Source organism: Rothia sp. HMSC069C03 (assembly GCF_001811075.1).
In the GTDB taxonomy this organism is placed as follows: domain Bacteria; phylum Actinomycetota; class Actinomycetes; order Actinomycetales; family Micrococcaceae; genus Rothia; species Rothia mucilaginosa.
In genome coordinates this window covers 362,926-375,871 of the sequence record NZ_KZ627135.1, presented here as the reverse complement: position 1 = coordinate 375,871, position 12,946 = coordinate 362,926, and the positions used below count along the sequence as shown (strand labels likewise).

The window sequence follows — 12,946 nt, the reverse complement described above, 5'->3', positions numbered from 1 at the left end:
TCGCCTAGCTAGGCTGGTTTAGGGCGTTTCAATGAGGAGCGCCGCCGGGAGCTGCTCCCACCACAGGTACCAGTCGTGCTGGCCGTAGAGCGCCTCCACGAGCTTGTCGAAGCCACGGTAGACGCGCACCGGCATCGCCGAGGAAACCATCGTGTGCTCGACCGCCAGAATCTCTGCATCGCGGCGAGTTGTGACCGGTACCGGCGTGTAGAACTCGATAAAGTCCGAGGCGATAACAGCCGGGTAGGCGTCATCGCGTTCAAGCCAGTAGCGGGCAATGGACAGCAACGTTTCGGGGCTGGGGCTGGAGTCCCACCCACCGAAGGGCAGGTAGGCAAACACCCCGGAGGCGTCCCACAACGGCAGGTCCATGATGAGCAGTTCCGCGGCGCTGTCAATGTCGGTCGTTTTGACCTTCTCATTGATGATGCCGGCGGTCAGCTCGAAGGGGTACTCCGCTTTCAGGGGCATACCAATATCGTCTTCGCCGAGTTCGCCGTTTTCCATGAGGCGGCGGTAGGTCTGCAGGTAGGTGCTCTCGTTCAGGTGCCGGAACGCCTCGTGCGCGGCGATTTCTACACCGACTTGATCCAGGTAATTGTGGTGGTCGGTGATGAGGTCGTGTGCGTACCGCTTGATGGTGTCGGCGGTGATGTCCTGCACGGGGGTTGAGGTACGCAGGGAGACGTTATTCTCGATGGTTCCGAGCAGGGTCGGGTCGAGGGCAACCACGATGGGGGTTGTTCCCCGGTTCTTGCCTTCGTGGAAGTGTTCGAGGTATCGCCGGTTAAGTTCGGCTCGTGGGGCGCCGTGGCGGATTCGCTCGTGTGGGTAGGGATACAAGGCGACGAAGCGCTCGTAGAGCTCTGCCATGGTGTTCTCCGATGTTTGGTTGCCCCCAGTTTATCGCGTATTTTCGCACAAAAATACGGGTTTTTGGATGTTTTATCAGGGCGCGGAGGGCAAGCATTTTTTTCGTTTGATGAGTGTGTATCGGTGTGTGCTAAACCCGCTTAAACTGCCTTTGTGTTGGGCGGTTTGCGCACCCGTTTTCGCCAGAAAAAGTTAGAAATTTTTTGCCACCATATGAGATTTTGGGCGAGTTACACCGGGCGGTGCAAAAGGGTTCGGAGGACACTTTCGTGGAGGTGCGGGGCGCCTCCTGCAGGTCGGTATCCGCTGCAGAACTCGGGTAGAACAGGTACCAAGTTAATGATTTGCAGACATAAAGCACCCTATTTTCTTCTTCTGCGCGTCATATTTGACGTATTAGGGGCGTATCGGGCGAGTTCTGCCGCCGCCGCGTAGCTGTTGGAGTAAAGTGTTTGGTACCAGCTACCACCCGTGCCGCGTTGGTGCGGAAAACGTCGCTGGGACCATCAACTCGCAGGAGTTCAAACCAACGGAGGTTCTCATGTCGAACAACTACTACAAAGAGATGGTTCGCCTGGCAGACAGCATCGCTGATAAGGCGCATGAGGGGCAGACTGACCGTAACGGCTGGCCCTATATCTCCCACCCTCGCCGTGTGGCTCTTGGGGCGCGTAAGCTTGTGTGTGAGTTGGCTGCCGCAACTCACCCTGATATCTCTTTGGAGGAGCTGAAGGCTGAAGCACAGATCGTGGCGCTGCTGCATGACACGGTGGAGGATACCGGCGTTTCTCTCGCTTTCTTGGCGCGTCACTTCTCGGCGCGTATTGTGGATGCGATTGATGCCTTGACCCGCCGCCCGGGTGAGTCGCGTGAGTCGTATCTGAGCCGGGTGCGTGTGAATGATTTGGCTCGCCTGGTGAAGCTTGCCGATGTTGCGGATAATACTGACCCGCACCGTCTGGCTCTGTTGCCGGAGCCGACCCGCTCGACCTTGATAATCAAGTACGAATACTCGCTGAAGCTGCTGCACCTGGACGACTAGGTTCAAGGCTGACCATATAGAAGCCGCCCGGTATGGATTACGTTCCATGCCGGGCGGCTTCTATGAATCATCTATTGACTTAGCTCAGGTGAGAGACTGCGTAATCAGCTTCTTCCTCGGTGAATCCTTCAATGGAAGAAGTCAGCTGAGAACGGATTGCTTCAGGAGACATGTTCATAGTCTTCTGGTAGCTCTTTGCACTCTCCAGGGCATTCGCGTTCCAGTCAGCCTTCATATTGTCCACTGCATACTGAGCAGCTTCAGGAGTAAACTTTTCAAATTCACTAGTGAGCTGGTCGTAGATACGCTGCTTAGACATGTGCATGGTGCGAGAATAAGACTCTGCCTTCTTCAAAGCAGACTTATATTCGCTAGGAACGCTGTTATCGTTCTGCTTTGCGTTAGATTCCGCCCCAGCTACGGTAGAAGACTCAGTACCAGTTCCCTGAGAATTCTCATTAGTAACAGAAGAAGAATCAGCAGCTGCCGAAGACGAAGAAGCACTCGTAGACTTGCTGGAGCCACCGCCCATCATTGAAGCGCAACCACCAAGAAGAACAAGAATAACGAGAGTGATAAACCACCAACGGAGGTAGAAGGGCTTCTTCTTAACGTAGACAGCACCGTCAGCGGCAATAATCTTTTGTGCCATGATTTCCTTTCAGCTTTCCTCAAGCAACCGTTGCATGAGAGCCTAGTATGATGTGAGTGTATGATTCACAAGGAAATATACTCGACCCCCCCCAAAGTCAAAGCGTCCTAATTGTTTCAGCAAAATACATGACTACCATTATTAAATTACTTTTAAATCTGGGATTAAGACCACACATTCACTTCATGTAAAAACGCACAAAAATACCCGCCCGGTGCCGAAGGCATACACCTTCCGCACCGGGCGGGTACTTTATCTGCGAGTCAGGAGCTTAGATGTTGAAGCCCAGCGCGCGCATCATATCGCGGCCGTCCTCAGTAATACGCTCCGGGCCCCACGGCGGCATCCAAACCCAGTTCACACGCCAAGAATCAACCAGGTTATCCAGATTGCTCTGAACCTGTTCCTCAATAACCTCCTGCAGCGGGCACGCCGCAGTGGTCAGAGTCAGGTCCAGAATGAGGGTTCCATCCTCATCCCAGCGCAGACCGTAGAGCAGACCGAGGTCAACAATATTGACGCCAAGCTCCGGGTCAATGACCTCTTTGAGGGCTTCCTCAATTTCTTCCTGATGAATACGACCCTGCACAGTCTCAGTCATAGTTCTATCTTTCTGTCAGAATCCGGTCAGGGAAGAAGCTTACTTCTTACCCACGTAAGCTACGTAGCCCTCTTCTTCCAGGCGGTCAGCCAGCTCGGGGCCGCCCTGATCAACCATCTTGCCGTCCACGAACACGTGCACGAACTGCGGCTTGATGTAGCGCAGGATGCGGGTGTAGTGGGTAATCAGCATGACTCCCATGTCGTTCTCGTCGTGCGCACGGTTAACGCCCTCAGACACGATCTTCAGTGCGTCAACGTCCAGACCGGAGTCGGTCTCGTCCAGGATGCCGAACTTGGGCTTGAGCAGCTCCAGCTGAAGGATCTCGTGGCGCTTCTTCTCACCGCCGGAGAAGCCCTCGTTCACGTTACGTGCGATGAACGCGGGGTCAATCTCCAGGTTCTTCATGGCTTCCTTAACGTCCTTGGTCCAGGTACGCAGGGAGGGAGCCTGACCGTCCACAGCGGTCTTAGCGGAACGCAGGAAGTTGGACATGGTCACGCCGGGGATCTCAACCGGGTACTGCATCGCCAGGAACAGGCCTGCGCGTGCACGCTCGTCCACGCTCATCTCGGTGATGTCCTCACCGTCGAGCAGGATCTGACCGGAATCAACCTGGTACTTGGGGTGCCCAGCAATGGTGGAAGCCAGAGTGGACTTACCGGAACCGTTCGGGCCCATGATTGCGTGAATCTCGCCAGAGTTGATGGTCAGGTTAACGCCCTTCAGGATGGGCTTGGTGGTTTCATCGTCGAGGATAACCGAGACGTGAAGGTCCTTAATTTCAAGAGTAGACATTGATTTCTCCTGGTAAAGCTTAGTTGTTGCTGAGGGCGAGCTCTGCCTCAAGGGCCTCGGTGAGCTGCTCTTCAAGTTCGGGAACACGAATCTGCTGAATAATCTCGTTCAGGAAGCCGCGCACGACCAGACGGCGCGCCTCAGCCTCCGGAATACCGCGAGCCTGCAGGTACCACAGGTGCTGCTCATCGAGCTGGCCGGTGGTGGATGCGTGGCCGGCGCCCTCAATCAGGCCGGTCTCAATCTCCAGGTTCGGCACGGAGTCAGCGCGGGGGCCAACTTCCAGCAGCAAGTTACGGTTCAGCTCGTAGGTGTCGGTGCCTTCTGCATCCTTACCAATCAGAACGTCACCAACCCATACGGAGTGCGCACCCTTACCCTGCAGCGCGCCCTTGTAGGTCACGCGGGACTTGCAGTTGGGTACGGAGTGGTCCACGAACAGGCGGGACTCAATGTGCTGACCGGCGTCTACGAAGTACAGGCCGTACATTTCAGTCTCAGCGCCGGGAGCGGTGAACTTGGTGGAGGGGGTCACGCGCACCAGGTCGCCGCCGAGGGACACCACAACGTGCTTGAAGCGTGCGTTGCGGCCCAGCTTAGCGTAGTGTGCGGAGGTGTGAATCGCGTCGTCAGCCCACTGCTGCACGGAAACAACGTTCAGCTCAGCCTCGTCGTTCACCACGAACTCAACGTTCTGTGCCAGGACGGTGGAGCCGGTGTGGCGCAGAACCACGACAGCCTTCGAGAAGGGCTTAGCATCAATCACGATGTGCTGCGCGGCAGCCTCGTTGCCGGTGCCGGTGATGTCGATTTCCACGTGCTCAGTCAGTTCAGCTTCGGCGGGGATGGTCACCACGGTTGCTTCGGTGAAGCTGGACCACGCGTTTGCTGCCACGCGGTCCTCGGGGATACCTGCGGAGCCGATGCGTGCATCCTCGCGGGAGACAGCCTCAACCTGAACCTGCTCGGGTGCAGTGATCTGCGGTGCCGGTGCGGTGCCGGTCGGCTTCTCCAGGTGCAGGCCGCCCAGACGCTTCAGCGGGGTGAAGCGCCAGTCCTCTTCACGACCGGTCAGGGGTGCGAAGTCCTCCACGTTGTAGGAGGTCTTACGCTCTGCACGGGATGCTTCGAGTACCTTCTGGATGTTGTTCGGGTTGGAGCCCTGGTGGTGTGCCTCGGTGGCGCGCAGCAGGGTGTCATCGTGGGCGAACTCGGTGGCGAGCTTCTCGCCCTCCTGGTCCATGCCGGGGATGATCGGGGAGTGGTAACCCAGGGTTTCTTCGTTGGTCGGCATTAGCCCACAGATCCTTCCATCTGAAGTTCGATCAGGCGGTTCAGTTCGAGTGCGTACTCCATCGGCAGCTCGCGGGCGATAGGCTCAACGAAGCCGCGGACGATCATCGCCATTGCTTCTTCTTCGCTCAGGCCGCGCTGCATCAGGTAGAACAGCTGGTCCTCGGAGACGCGGGAAACGGTCGCCTCGTGACCCATGGTCACATCGTCCTCGCGGACATCCACGTAGGGGTAGGTGTCGGAGCGGGAAATGGTGTCCACCAGCAGTGCGTCACAGACCACGGAGGACTTGGAGTGCTTAGCGCCCTCACGAACCTGAACCAGGCCACGGTATGCGCTGCGGCCGCCGTTACGTGCCACGGACTTGGACACAATGGTCGAGGAGGTGTTCGGTGCAATGTGAACCATCTTCGAACCGGTGTCCTGGTGCTGGCCCTCACCCGCGAATGCGATGGACAGGGTCTCACCCTTAGCGTGCTCACCGACCATATAAACAGCCGGGTACTTCTGGGTGACCTTCGAACCGATGTTGCCGTCCACCCATTCCATGGTGGCGCCCTCGTGCGCAACAGCGCGCTTGGTCACCAGGTTGTAGACGTTGTTCGACCAGTTCTGGATAGTGGTGTAGCGAACGCGTGCGTTCTTCTTCAGCACAATCTCAACCACTGCGGAGTGCAGGGAGTCGGACTTGTAGATGGGGGCGGTGCAGCCCTCAATGTAGTGAACGTAGGAGTCTTCGTCCGCAATGATCAGGGTACGTTCGAACTGACCCATATTCTCGGTGTTAATGCGGAAGTACGCCTGCAGCGGAATCTCCACGTGAACTCCCGGGGGAACGTACACGAAGGAGCCACCGGACCATACGGCGGTGTTCAGCGCGGAGAACTTGTTGTCACCAATCGGGATGATGGAGCCGAAGTATTCCTTGAACAGTTCGGGGTATTCGCGCAGACCGGTATCGGTATCGACGAAGATCACGCCCTGCTTCTCCAGATCCTCACGGATCTGGTGGTACACGACCTCAGACTCGTACTGTGCAGCCACACCCGCGACGAGGGAGTTACGCTCCGCCTCGGGAATGCCCAGACGCTCGTAGGTGGTGCGGATGTCCTCGGGCAGTTCCTCCCAAGAAGCCGCCTGACCCTCGGTCGAACGCACGAAGTACTTGATGTTGTCGAAGTCGATTTCGGAAAGATCCGCACCCCAGGTGGGCATGGGCTTACGCTCGAAGAACTTCAGCGCCTTCAGACGCATATCCAGCATCCACTGGGGTTCGTTCTTCTTCGCAGAGATGTCGCGCACGACGTCCTCGTCCAGGCCGCGCTTTGCTACCTGGCCTGCTTCGTCGGAGTCTGCCCAACCGTACTCGTAGTTGCCAATGCCCTCGAGTTCGGGGTTCATCTCCAGGATCTCTGAAATGACGGTGTCGTTGGCGTTCTGCCCAACTTTCTCAGTCATTACGGCCTTTCTTCGATGGTTATTACATTTCTCGCCGCCACCTGCCGGATGCAGGCGCGGTAGTTTTAGGGGCTGTTGCCGCGCTCGACCACGGCGTTTAACGCAGCGTGGGGCGGGCGGGTTCCAGCGTGCGGGTCGCACCGTTGAGGGGTTCATCGGGGTACGCCGCGGGGTACTGCGGTAAGCGTTACGCGGAAGGTTTCTCTAGGAATAAGTTTCTCTAGGATTCTTCTGCGTTCTTCTCACCCTCGGCGGTGACGCGGTTCAGGGGCACGTGAGTGGTACACACGTGAGCGCCCGAAGCCATGGTTGAAAGCCTACGGACATCAACGCCGAGCAGGTCAGAAATAATCCCGGTTTCCTGCTCGCAGAACACTTGGAAGTCTCCAGCGAGGTCGCGTACCGGGCAGTGACCCTGACAAAGCTGAATACTTGCCAGAAAATGCTCGGGAACGGTCCGTCCTGCAGGAGGCGCGGTAACCTGAGCGGTCGCTACGAAACCGTCCTTGCTCATTGCCTCTGCGAGCGCCTGCGCTCTGGCTGCCACATCGTCACCGGCGGCTTCTACGACGGGTCGGTAGCGGGCTTCCATTTCTGCGGCGCGGGCGGAGGCGAAAGCTTCGAGGGCTTCCTGACCGACCGTGTCGCGGAGCATTTGCAGGGCGTCGCGGGCGATGATGAGGTAATCGTTGCCGAGGCGTTCGTGGCCCTGGGGGGCAATCACGTAGCGGCGGGCGGGTCGTCCAGCTCCGGCGCCGTGCTTTTTGATGGGCGCGACCTCGATCATGTTGTTGGATTCGAGGGCGTCGAGGTGGCGGCGTACCGCTGCGGGAGTGAGGCTGAGGAGCTCACCGAGGGTTGCTGCGGATACGGGTCCGTTGTTGAGGACTTCGCGCAGGACGCGGTCCCTGGTACGTTCTTCTGCCTCGGCCTTGCGCTTGGATGTGCGTGCCGCGGAGGACTTTGTACTGGAAGCACCAGTAGAGCCCGAGGCGGCGGTTCGGGTACCGTTTCGGGTCTGCGCCTCGTTCGTTGAGGCGCGCTGAGGGGTCTTATTCACGGAATACACAAATAAAGTATGTCCTAATTAGTTTTTCTTTGGCTAGTTAGGTACCCCTACTTGCTAACTTTTCTACCTTAAAGTGAACTTTTGAGTCGTAGCGGGCGTGCTTTGAACGTGAGTTAGGGCATAAGATGAAGGGGCACACACGCTCCTTCATCGCAAAAATCGAAAGTGACTGTCTATGGAGACCACCACCGCGGGCCAGCAGGACCACCCAGGGCGTGCATCCGCCGCGCCAACGGCACACGCTGAGCACCACACAGAGCCCAGCGCCTCCCCCACCGCACGACGACGCATCGTCACCGAAGAACCGGCGCTCACCATTAAAGACCTCATCAAAGAGTTCAAACCCTCACGCGCCTTCCGCGCCAAATACCCCGAACGGCTCACCGCCAGCGGGCTCTACCGCGCCGTCAACAACGTCAACCTGCGCGTCTTCCCCGGTGAGGTGGTCGTCCTCCTCGGAGCCAATGGTGCCGGCAAAACCACGACCCTCGCCTGCGCCCAGGGCCTACTCAAACCCACCCGCGGTACCGTGCGCCTGCTCGGTGAAAACCCGCTGCAGGCGGATCCGGAGCTACGCGCCAAGGTCGGCATTATGCTCCAGGACGGCGGCCTACCCAACGCCATGCACCCCATTCCGCTACTCGAGCACATCTCGACCATGTACACCGACCCGTACCCGGTCGAAGAGCTTGCAGAACGCCTCGGCATTGATGCCTTCAACGGCACCACGATTCGCCGCCTCTCGGGCGGTCAGAAGCAGCGCGTCTCCCTTGCCGCCGCCCTCATCGGTCGCCCGGACGTGCTCTTCCTCGACGAGCCCTCCGCGGGCCTGGATCCGCAATCCCGCAACGTCGTCTTCGACATCATTCGTGAACAGCGTGAACTCGGCACCGCAATCGTGCTCACCACGCACCTGATTGACGACGCGCAGAAGCTCGCCGATTACGTCTACATTATTGAAAACGGCGCCACAGTTCAGGAAGGTACCGTCTCCGAGCTCATCGCCAGCGACGGCACGAACCGCCTGCAGTACACACTGGATGCACCCACCCCCACCCGTGAGCAGCTGCTGCCCGCGCATCTGCGTGCCGGTGTGGAGCTCATCGAGAAGGTGCCCTACACCCCGGCTCGTGACGGCGCACCCTCCGTGCCCGGCGCGTATGAGCTGGTCGGCGCGCTACGCCCCGAGCATCTGGCGGCGTTCACCGCGGCGCTCGCCGAACGTTACCTCATGCCGATTTCTCTCACCATGGAACCGAAGACTCTTGAGGATGTCTTCCTCGACATTTCAGGACGTGATATCCGATGAGCAACACCGCACGCACTAACAATAACCGGGCGACCAACAACCGGGCGGCAGAAAACCAAGTAAAAGAAAAGCCTGCAGAAGAGAGCCGAGCGGAAGGGAACCGAATGGAAGAACGCACCGCGAACACCCGCTCCGCCGTAGACACTCGCCCTAAGGTCTCTTCTATTGACGAAGACGAGGAGTACATTCCCCCGCGCGCGAACTACCCGCTCGTGCGCGTGATTGAGCAGGGCCGCTACGAAACCATGGCGATGCTACGCAACGGCGAGCAGCTGATGCTCAACATTATTTTTCCCGTCATGGCGCTTATCGCCCTGCGGTTCACCGGTCTGATCGATGAATACGCGAACTCGGTGGGGGTATCCCGCATGGATGCGGCGGTCCCCGGCGTTCTGGCGCTCTGCGTGATTTCTACGGCGCTGTCCGGTCAGGGCATTGCGACCGGTTTTGATCGCCGCTACGGCGTGCTGCGGTTCCTTGCGACCACCCCCCTGGGCCGTAACGGCCTGATCATGGGCAAGTGCATTGCAGTGCTGGTGGTCGTGGCGATTCAGTTCACACTGGTGGCGGCGCTCGGGTACGGTCTAGGCTGGCGCCCGGACGCTATCGCCGTCTCCCGCTCCATCATCACGATGCTCATGGGTGCCGGCGCGTTTACGGCGCTGGGTCTGCTCATTGCCGGCACGGTGCGTGCGGAGGCGACCCTCGCCATCGTGAATATTGCCTGGGTGATTCTTGCCGGTGCCGGCGGCGTGGTGTTCCCGTTGAAGTCCTTCCCCGACTGGTACGCCGGAATCGTGGCGTGGTCGCCCTCGGCGGCTCTGGGTGACGCGTTGCGCGGCAACTTCATTCAGCATCAGTGGCTCGCCGACCCGCACTGGGTGTTGATTGTGTGGACTGGGGTCATTGGGTTTGTTGCCTCGCGTAAGTTCAAGTGGTCCGACTAGCAGCAACCTGGCAGGCAGCGCTTTTCGCGCATACAGATAAAGCAACCACAGGTTAATTAAAAGGCGGGCGCCGGATATGTTCCGATCATATCCGGCGCCCATTCATATAACACAAACCTTTAGCCTCAACCCCGCACAAAGTGCACGGTCAGAGACTAAAAGAAAGCACCTCCTCCAGAACCTTTTATCTCACCACCACAGTAAGATAATCAACGGTTCTTGCGCGGAGGAGGGGCTTCAATCACCGAGATGTAGACCGACCCAACCACTGTTTCGGTCTACAACCTTCCTGCTCAACCTTAACATGAGCTTCACCACTTACACAAAAATTGTTACGTTACTGAACAATATTCAGCGCATAGCTCACCAACACACCCTAACCACGCACCAGCCACACGCCACGAAACCCGACTGAAACCCAGCTAAAACCCGACTGAAACTCACCAAGTCCGCGCTCCGGCGGCACATTCGCCCCCGAATCGCCCCGCATCATCCCTGCGCCGTGCACGTATCACCCTGTGAATGTCTGCATTCACACACCGGATCCTGCCGCCTCGTGAACTATCCTGTTAAAACGAAAGGGTCGAAACAAACCTCCCGGCGCCCCGCACCTACCCGGGCACCTACCCGGCGCGGGAATAAACACCCCCGAAGGCACGTTACACCCGACGGACAGCGCGCTAGCACAAGCCTGCTGGCGCATCCACTCACGTTGTGAAAGGACACCCACGTGGCAGAGAACTTCCAGTGGACAGAAACCGACCAGCGCGCCGTAGATACCGCACGTATCCTCGCCGCAGACGCCGTAGAAAAGGTCGGATCCGGCCACCCCGGCACCGCAATGAGCCTGGCGCCGGTCGCCTACCTGCTCTTCCAGAAGGTCATGAACCAGGATCCCTCCGACGACCGCTGGGAAGGCCGTGACCGCTTCATCCTCTCCCCCGGCCACACCTCCCTCACCCTGTACACTCAGCTGTTCCTCGGCGGCTACGGCCTCGAAATGAGCGACCTGAAAGCCCTGCGCACCTGGGGTGCCCTCACCCCCGGCCACCCCGAATACAAGCACACCAAGGGCGTAGAAATCACCACCGGCCCGCTCGGCCAGGGCCTGGCATCCGCCGTTGGTTTCGCCTACGCACAGCGCCGTATGCGCGGCATGTTCGACCCCGAAGCAGCACCGGGCACCTCCCCCTTCGACCACCACGTCTACGTCATCGCCTCCGAAGGTGACGTGCAGGAAGGCGTCACCGCCGAGGCGTGCGCGCTCGCAGGTCACCAGGAGCTCGGCAACCTGATCGTCGTCTGGGACCGCAACCACATCTCCATTGAGGAAGACACCGACGTTGCCTTCACCGAGGACGTAGCAAAGCGCTACGAGTCCTACGGCTGGGATGTTCAGCGCGTGGACTGGACCCGCACCGGTGACTACGTTGAGGACGTCGCAGAACTGTACGCCGCTATTGAGCGTGCGCAGGCTGTCACCGACAAGCCCTCCTTCATTGAGCTGCGCACCATCATCGGCTACCCTGCACCCACCAAGCAGAACACCGGCGCAGTGCACGGCTCCAAGCTCGGTGCTGAAGAGGTCGCCACAACCAAGGAACTGCTCGGCTTCGACCCCGCCAAGAGCTTCTTCATCGAGGAGAACGTCCTGGCACACACCCGCCAGCTCATTGAGCGCGGCGCCGCAGCACACAAGGCATGGGACGAGAAGTTCGAGGCATGGGCCAAGGCTAACCCCGAGCGCGCCGAACTGTACAAGCGCCTCGTCGCAGGCGAACTGCCCGCAGACTACAAGGCTGCCTTCCCCGTGTTCGAGGCTGGCACCTCCGTAGCAACCCGCGCGGCATCCGGCACCGTCATCAACGCTATTGCTGACACCTTCCCCGAACTGTGGGGCGGCTCCGCTGACCTCGCCGGCTCGAACCTGACCACCATCAAGGGTGCGGATTCCTTCAACCCGGCATCGCGCAGCACCGAAGACTGGACCGCGAACCCCTACGGTCGCGTGCTGCACTTCGGTATTCGCGAGCAGGCTGCCGCAGCAATCGTTAACGGCATCGTGCTCTCCTCACCCACCCGCGCGTTCTCGGGCACCTTCTTCGTGTTCTCCGACTACCAGCGCCCGGCTGTTCGCCTCTCCGCGCTGATGGGCGTTCCCGCACTGTACGTGTGGACCCACGACTCCATCGGTGTGGGCGAGGACGGCCCCACCCACCAGCCGATCGAGCACCTCTCCTCCCTGCGCGCTATCCCCGGCTTCGACGTGGTTCGCCCCGCGGACGCTAACGAAACCGCCGTCGCATGGCGCACCATCCTGGAGAAGTCCGACCGCCCCGCAGGCCTCGTGCTCTCCCGCCAGAACCTGCCCGTCTGGGCTCGTGAAGACGTGCACGCAGACGCTGAGGGTGAGAAGTTCGCTTCTGCCGAGGGCACCGCACGCGGCGGCTACATCATGGCTGACACCGAGGGCACCCCGGACGTCATCCTGATCGCTACCGGCTCCGAGGTTGAGCTCGCTGTTCAGGCTCGCGCAACCCTCGCAGAGCAGGGCATCGCCGCCCGCGTGGTTTCCATGCCTTCGCGTGAGTGGTTCGCTGAGCAGGACGCAGAGTACCGCGAGTCGGTTCTGCCCTCCTCGGTTGCAGCCCGCGTCTCCGTCGAGGCTGGCCTGGCAATGAGCTGGTACGACCTGCTCGGCACCGCCGGCCGCGCCGTATCCATCGAGCACTTCGGTGCATCCGCCGATGCGAAGACCCTGTACCGCGAATTCGGTATCACCACGGAGGCTGTCGTGGCTGCCGCTAAGGATTCCATCGACGCCGCTAAGTAGGCAGTAACAACGCCGCGGTAACTGCCGCGCACACTGCGCCCCCCCTGTACGGGTGGGGTGCGGACGCAACG

Annotated in this window: 11 protein-coding genes; 4 read left to right on the top strand and 7 right to left on the bottom strand. The window is 59.6% G+C overall.

Annotated elements, in window-relative coordinates; all coding sequences use genetic code 11:
- Positions 1 to 18: 18 nt before the first annotated feature.
- A complete protein-coding gene (locus tag HMPREF2779_RS03585; RefSeq protein WP_070686833.1) occupies positions 19 to 873 on the bottom strand; it encodes a DUF4253 domain-containing protein in 855 nt (284 codons plus the stop codon).
- A gap of 541 nt (positions 874 to 1,414) precedes the next feature.
- Here HMPREF2779_RS03585 and HMPREF2779_RS03580 point away from each other — a divergent pair.
- Positions 1,415 to 1,915: an HD domain-containing protein gene (locus HMPREF2779_RS03580; protein ID WP_070686834.1), complete on the top strand. Its 501-nt coding sequence runs from the start codon at positions 1,415 to 1,417 to the stop codon at positions 1,913 to 1,915.
- A 79-nt stretch (positions 1,916 to 1,994) separates the two neighbouring features.
- Here the strand turns inward: HMPREF2779_RS03580 and HMPREF2779_RS03575 are convergent, their stop codons facing one another.
- From HMPREF2779_RS03575 to HMPREF2779_RS03550, 6 genes are all read right to left on the bottom strand, one after another.
- Complete coding sequence (locus tag HMPREF2779_RS03575; RefSeq protein WP_070686835.1) at positions 1,995 to 2,567, bottom strand: Ltp family lipoprotein; 573 nt, start codon at positions 2,565 to 2,567, stop codon at positions 1,995 to 1,997.
- 271 nt (positions 2,568 to 2,838) lie between these two features.
- Complete coding sequence (locus HMPREF2779_RS03570) at positions 2,839 to 3,168, bottom strand: metal-sulfur cluster assembly factor (protein WP_105360847.1); 330 nt, start codon at positions 3,166 to 3,168, stop codon at positions 2,839 to 2,841.
- A gap of 39 nt (positions 3,169 to 3,207) precedes the next feature.
- Positions 3,208 to 3,966 (bottom strand): Fe-S cluster assembly ATPase SufC, encoded by a 759-nt coding sequence (sufC, locus tag HMPREF2779_RS03565; RefSeq protein ID WP_070686839.1) that lies wholly within the window; start codon positions 3,964 to 3,966, stop codon positions 3,208 to 3,210.
- Between the two features lie 19 nt (positions 3,967 to 3,985).
- Positions 3,986 to 5,260, bottom strand: coding sequence for a Fe-S cluster assembly protein SufD (sufD, locus tag HMPREF2779_RS03560; RefSeq protein ID WP_105360846.1), 1,275 nt, complete (start codon positions 5,258 to 5,260; stop codon positions 3,986 to 3,988).
- Entirely contained in the window at positions 5,260 to 6,717 is a 1,458-nt protein-coding gene (gene sufB / locus HMPREF2779_RS03555; protein WP_070643258.1) for a Fe-S cluster assembly protein SufB, read from the bottom strand. Before sufB ends, sufD begins: the two co-directional genes overlap by 1 nt.
- A 220-nt stretch (positions 6,718 to 6,937) precedes the next feature.
- Complete coding sequence (locus HMPREF2779_RS03550; RefSeq protein ID WP_049327159.1) at positions 6,938 to 7,786, bottom strand: helix-turn-helix transcriptional regulator; 849 nt, start codon at positions 7,784 to 7,786, stop codon at positions 6,938 to 6,940.
- Between the two features lie 175 nt (positions 7,787 to 7,961).
- Here HMPREF2779_RS03550 and HMPREF2779_RS03545 point away from each other — a divergent pair, with 175 nt between their 5' ends.
- From HMPREF2779_RS03545 to tkt, 3 genes are all read left to right on the top strand, one after another.
- A complete protein-coding gene (locus HMPREF2779_RS03545; protein ID WP_105360845.1) occupies positions 7,962 to 9,095 on the top strand; it encodes an ABC transporter ATP-binding protein in 1,134 nt (377 codons plus the stop codon).
- Positions 9,092 to 10,042 (top strand): ABC transporter permease, encoded by a 951-nt coding sequence (locus HMPREF2779_RS03540; RefSeq protein WP_070686847.1) that lies wholly within the window; start codon positions 9,092 to 9,094, stop codon positions 10,040 to 10,042. The genes HMPREF2779_RS03545 and HMPREF2779_RS03540 overlap by 4 nt, the downstream gene beginning before the upstream one ends.
- A gap of 730 nt (positions 10,043 to 10,772) precedes the next feature.
- On the top strand, positions 10,773 to 12,875 hold the full coding sequence (gene tkt / locus HMPREF2779_RS03535) for a transketolase (RefSeq protein ID WP_105360844.1): 2,103 nt from the start codon (positions 10,773 to 10,775) through the stop codon (positions 12,873 to 12,875).
- Positions 12,876 to 12,946: the final 71 nt, after the last annotated feature.

What these genes read in the sequence shown, in the direction of transcription:
- HMPREF2779_RS03585 (WP_070686833.1), bottom strand. Translation starts at nt 873, where the DNA reads ATGGCAGAGCTCTACGAGCGCTTCGTCGCCTTGTATCCCTACCCACAC.
- HMPREF2779_RS03545 (WP_105360845.1), top strand. Translation starts at nt 7,962, where the DNA reads ATGGAGACCACCACCGCGGGCCAGCAGGACCACCCAGGGCGTGCATCC.
- HMPREF2779_RS03575 (WP_070686835.1), bottom strand. Translation starts at nt 2,567, where the DNA reads ATGGCACAAAAGATTATTGCCGCTGACGGTGCTGTCTACGTTAAGAAG.
- sufB (WP_070643258.1), bottom strand. Translation starts at nt 6,717, where the DNA reads ATGACTGAGAAAGTTGGGCAGAACGCCAACGACACCGTCATTTCAGAG.
- HMPREF2779_RS03580 (WP_070686834.1), top strand. Translation starts at nt 1,415, where the DNA reads ATGTCGAACAACTACTACAAAGAGATGGTTCGCCTGGCAGACAGCATC.
- sufD (WP_105360846.1), bottom strand. Translation starts at nt 5,260, where the DNA reads ATGCCGACCAACGAAGAAACCCTGGGTTACCACTCCCCGATCATCCCC.
- HMPREF2779_RS03540 (WP_070686847.1), top strand. Translation starts at nt 9,092, where the DNA reads ATGAGCAACACCGCACGCACTAACAATAACCGGGCGACCAACAACCGG.
- HMPREF2779_RS03570 (WP_105360847.1), bottom strand. Translation starts at nt 3,168, where the DNA reads ATGACTGAGACTGTGCAGGGTCGTATTCATCAGGAAGAAATTGAGGAA.
- sufC (WP_070686839.1), bottom strand. Translation starts at nt 3,966, where the DNA reads ATGTCTACTCTTGAAATTAAGGACCTTCACGTCTCGGTTATCCTCGAC.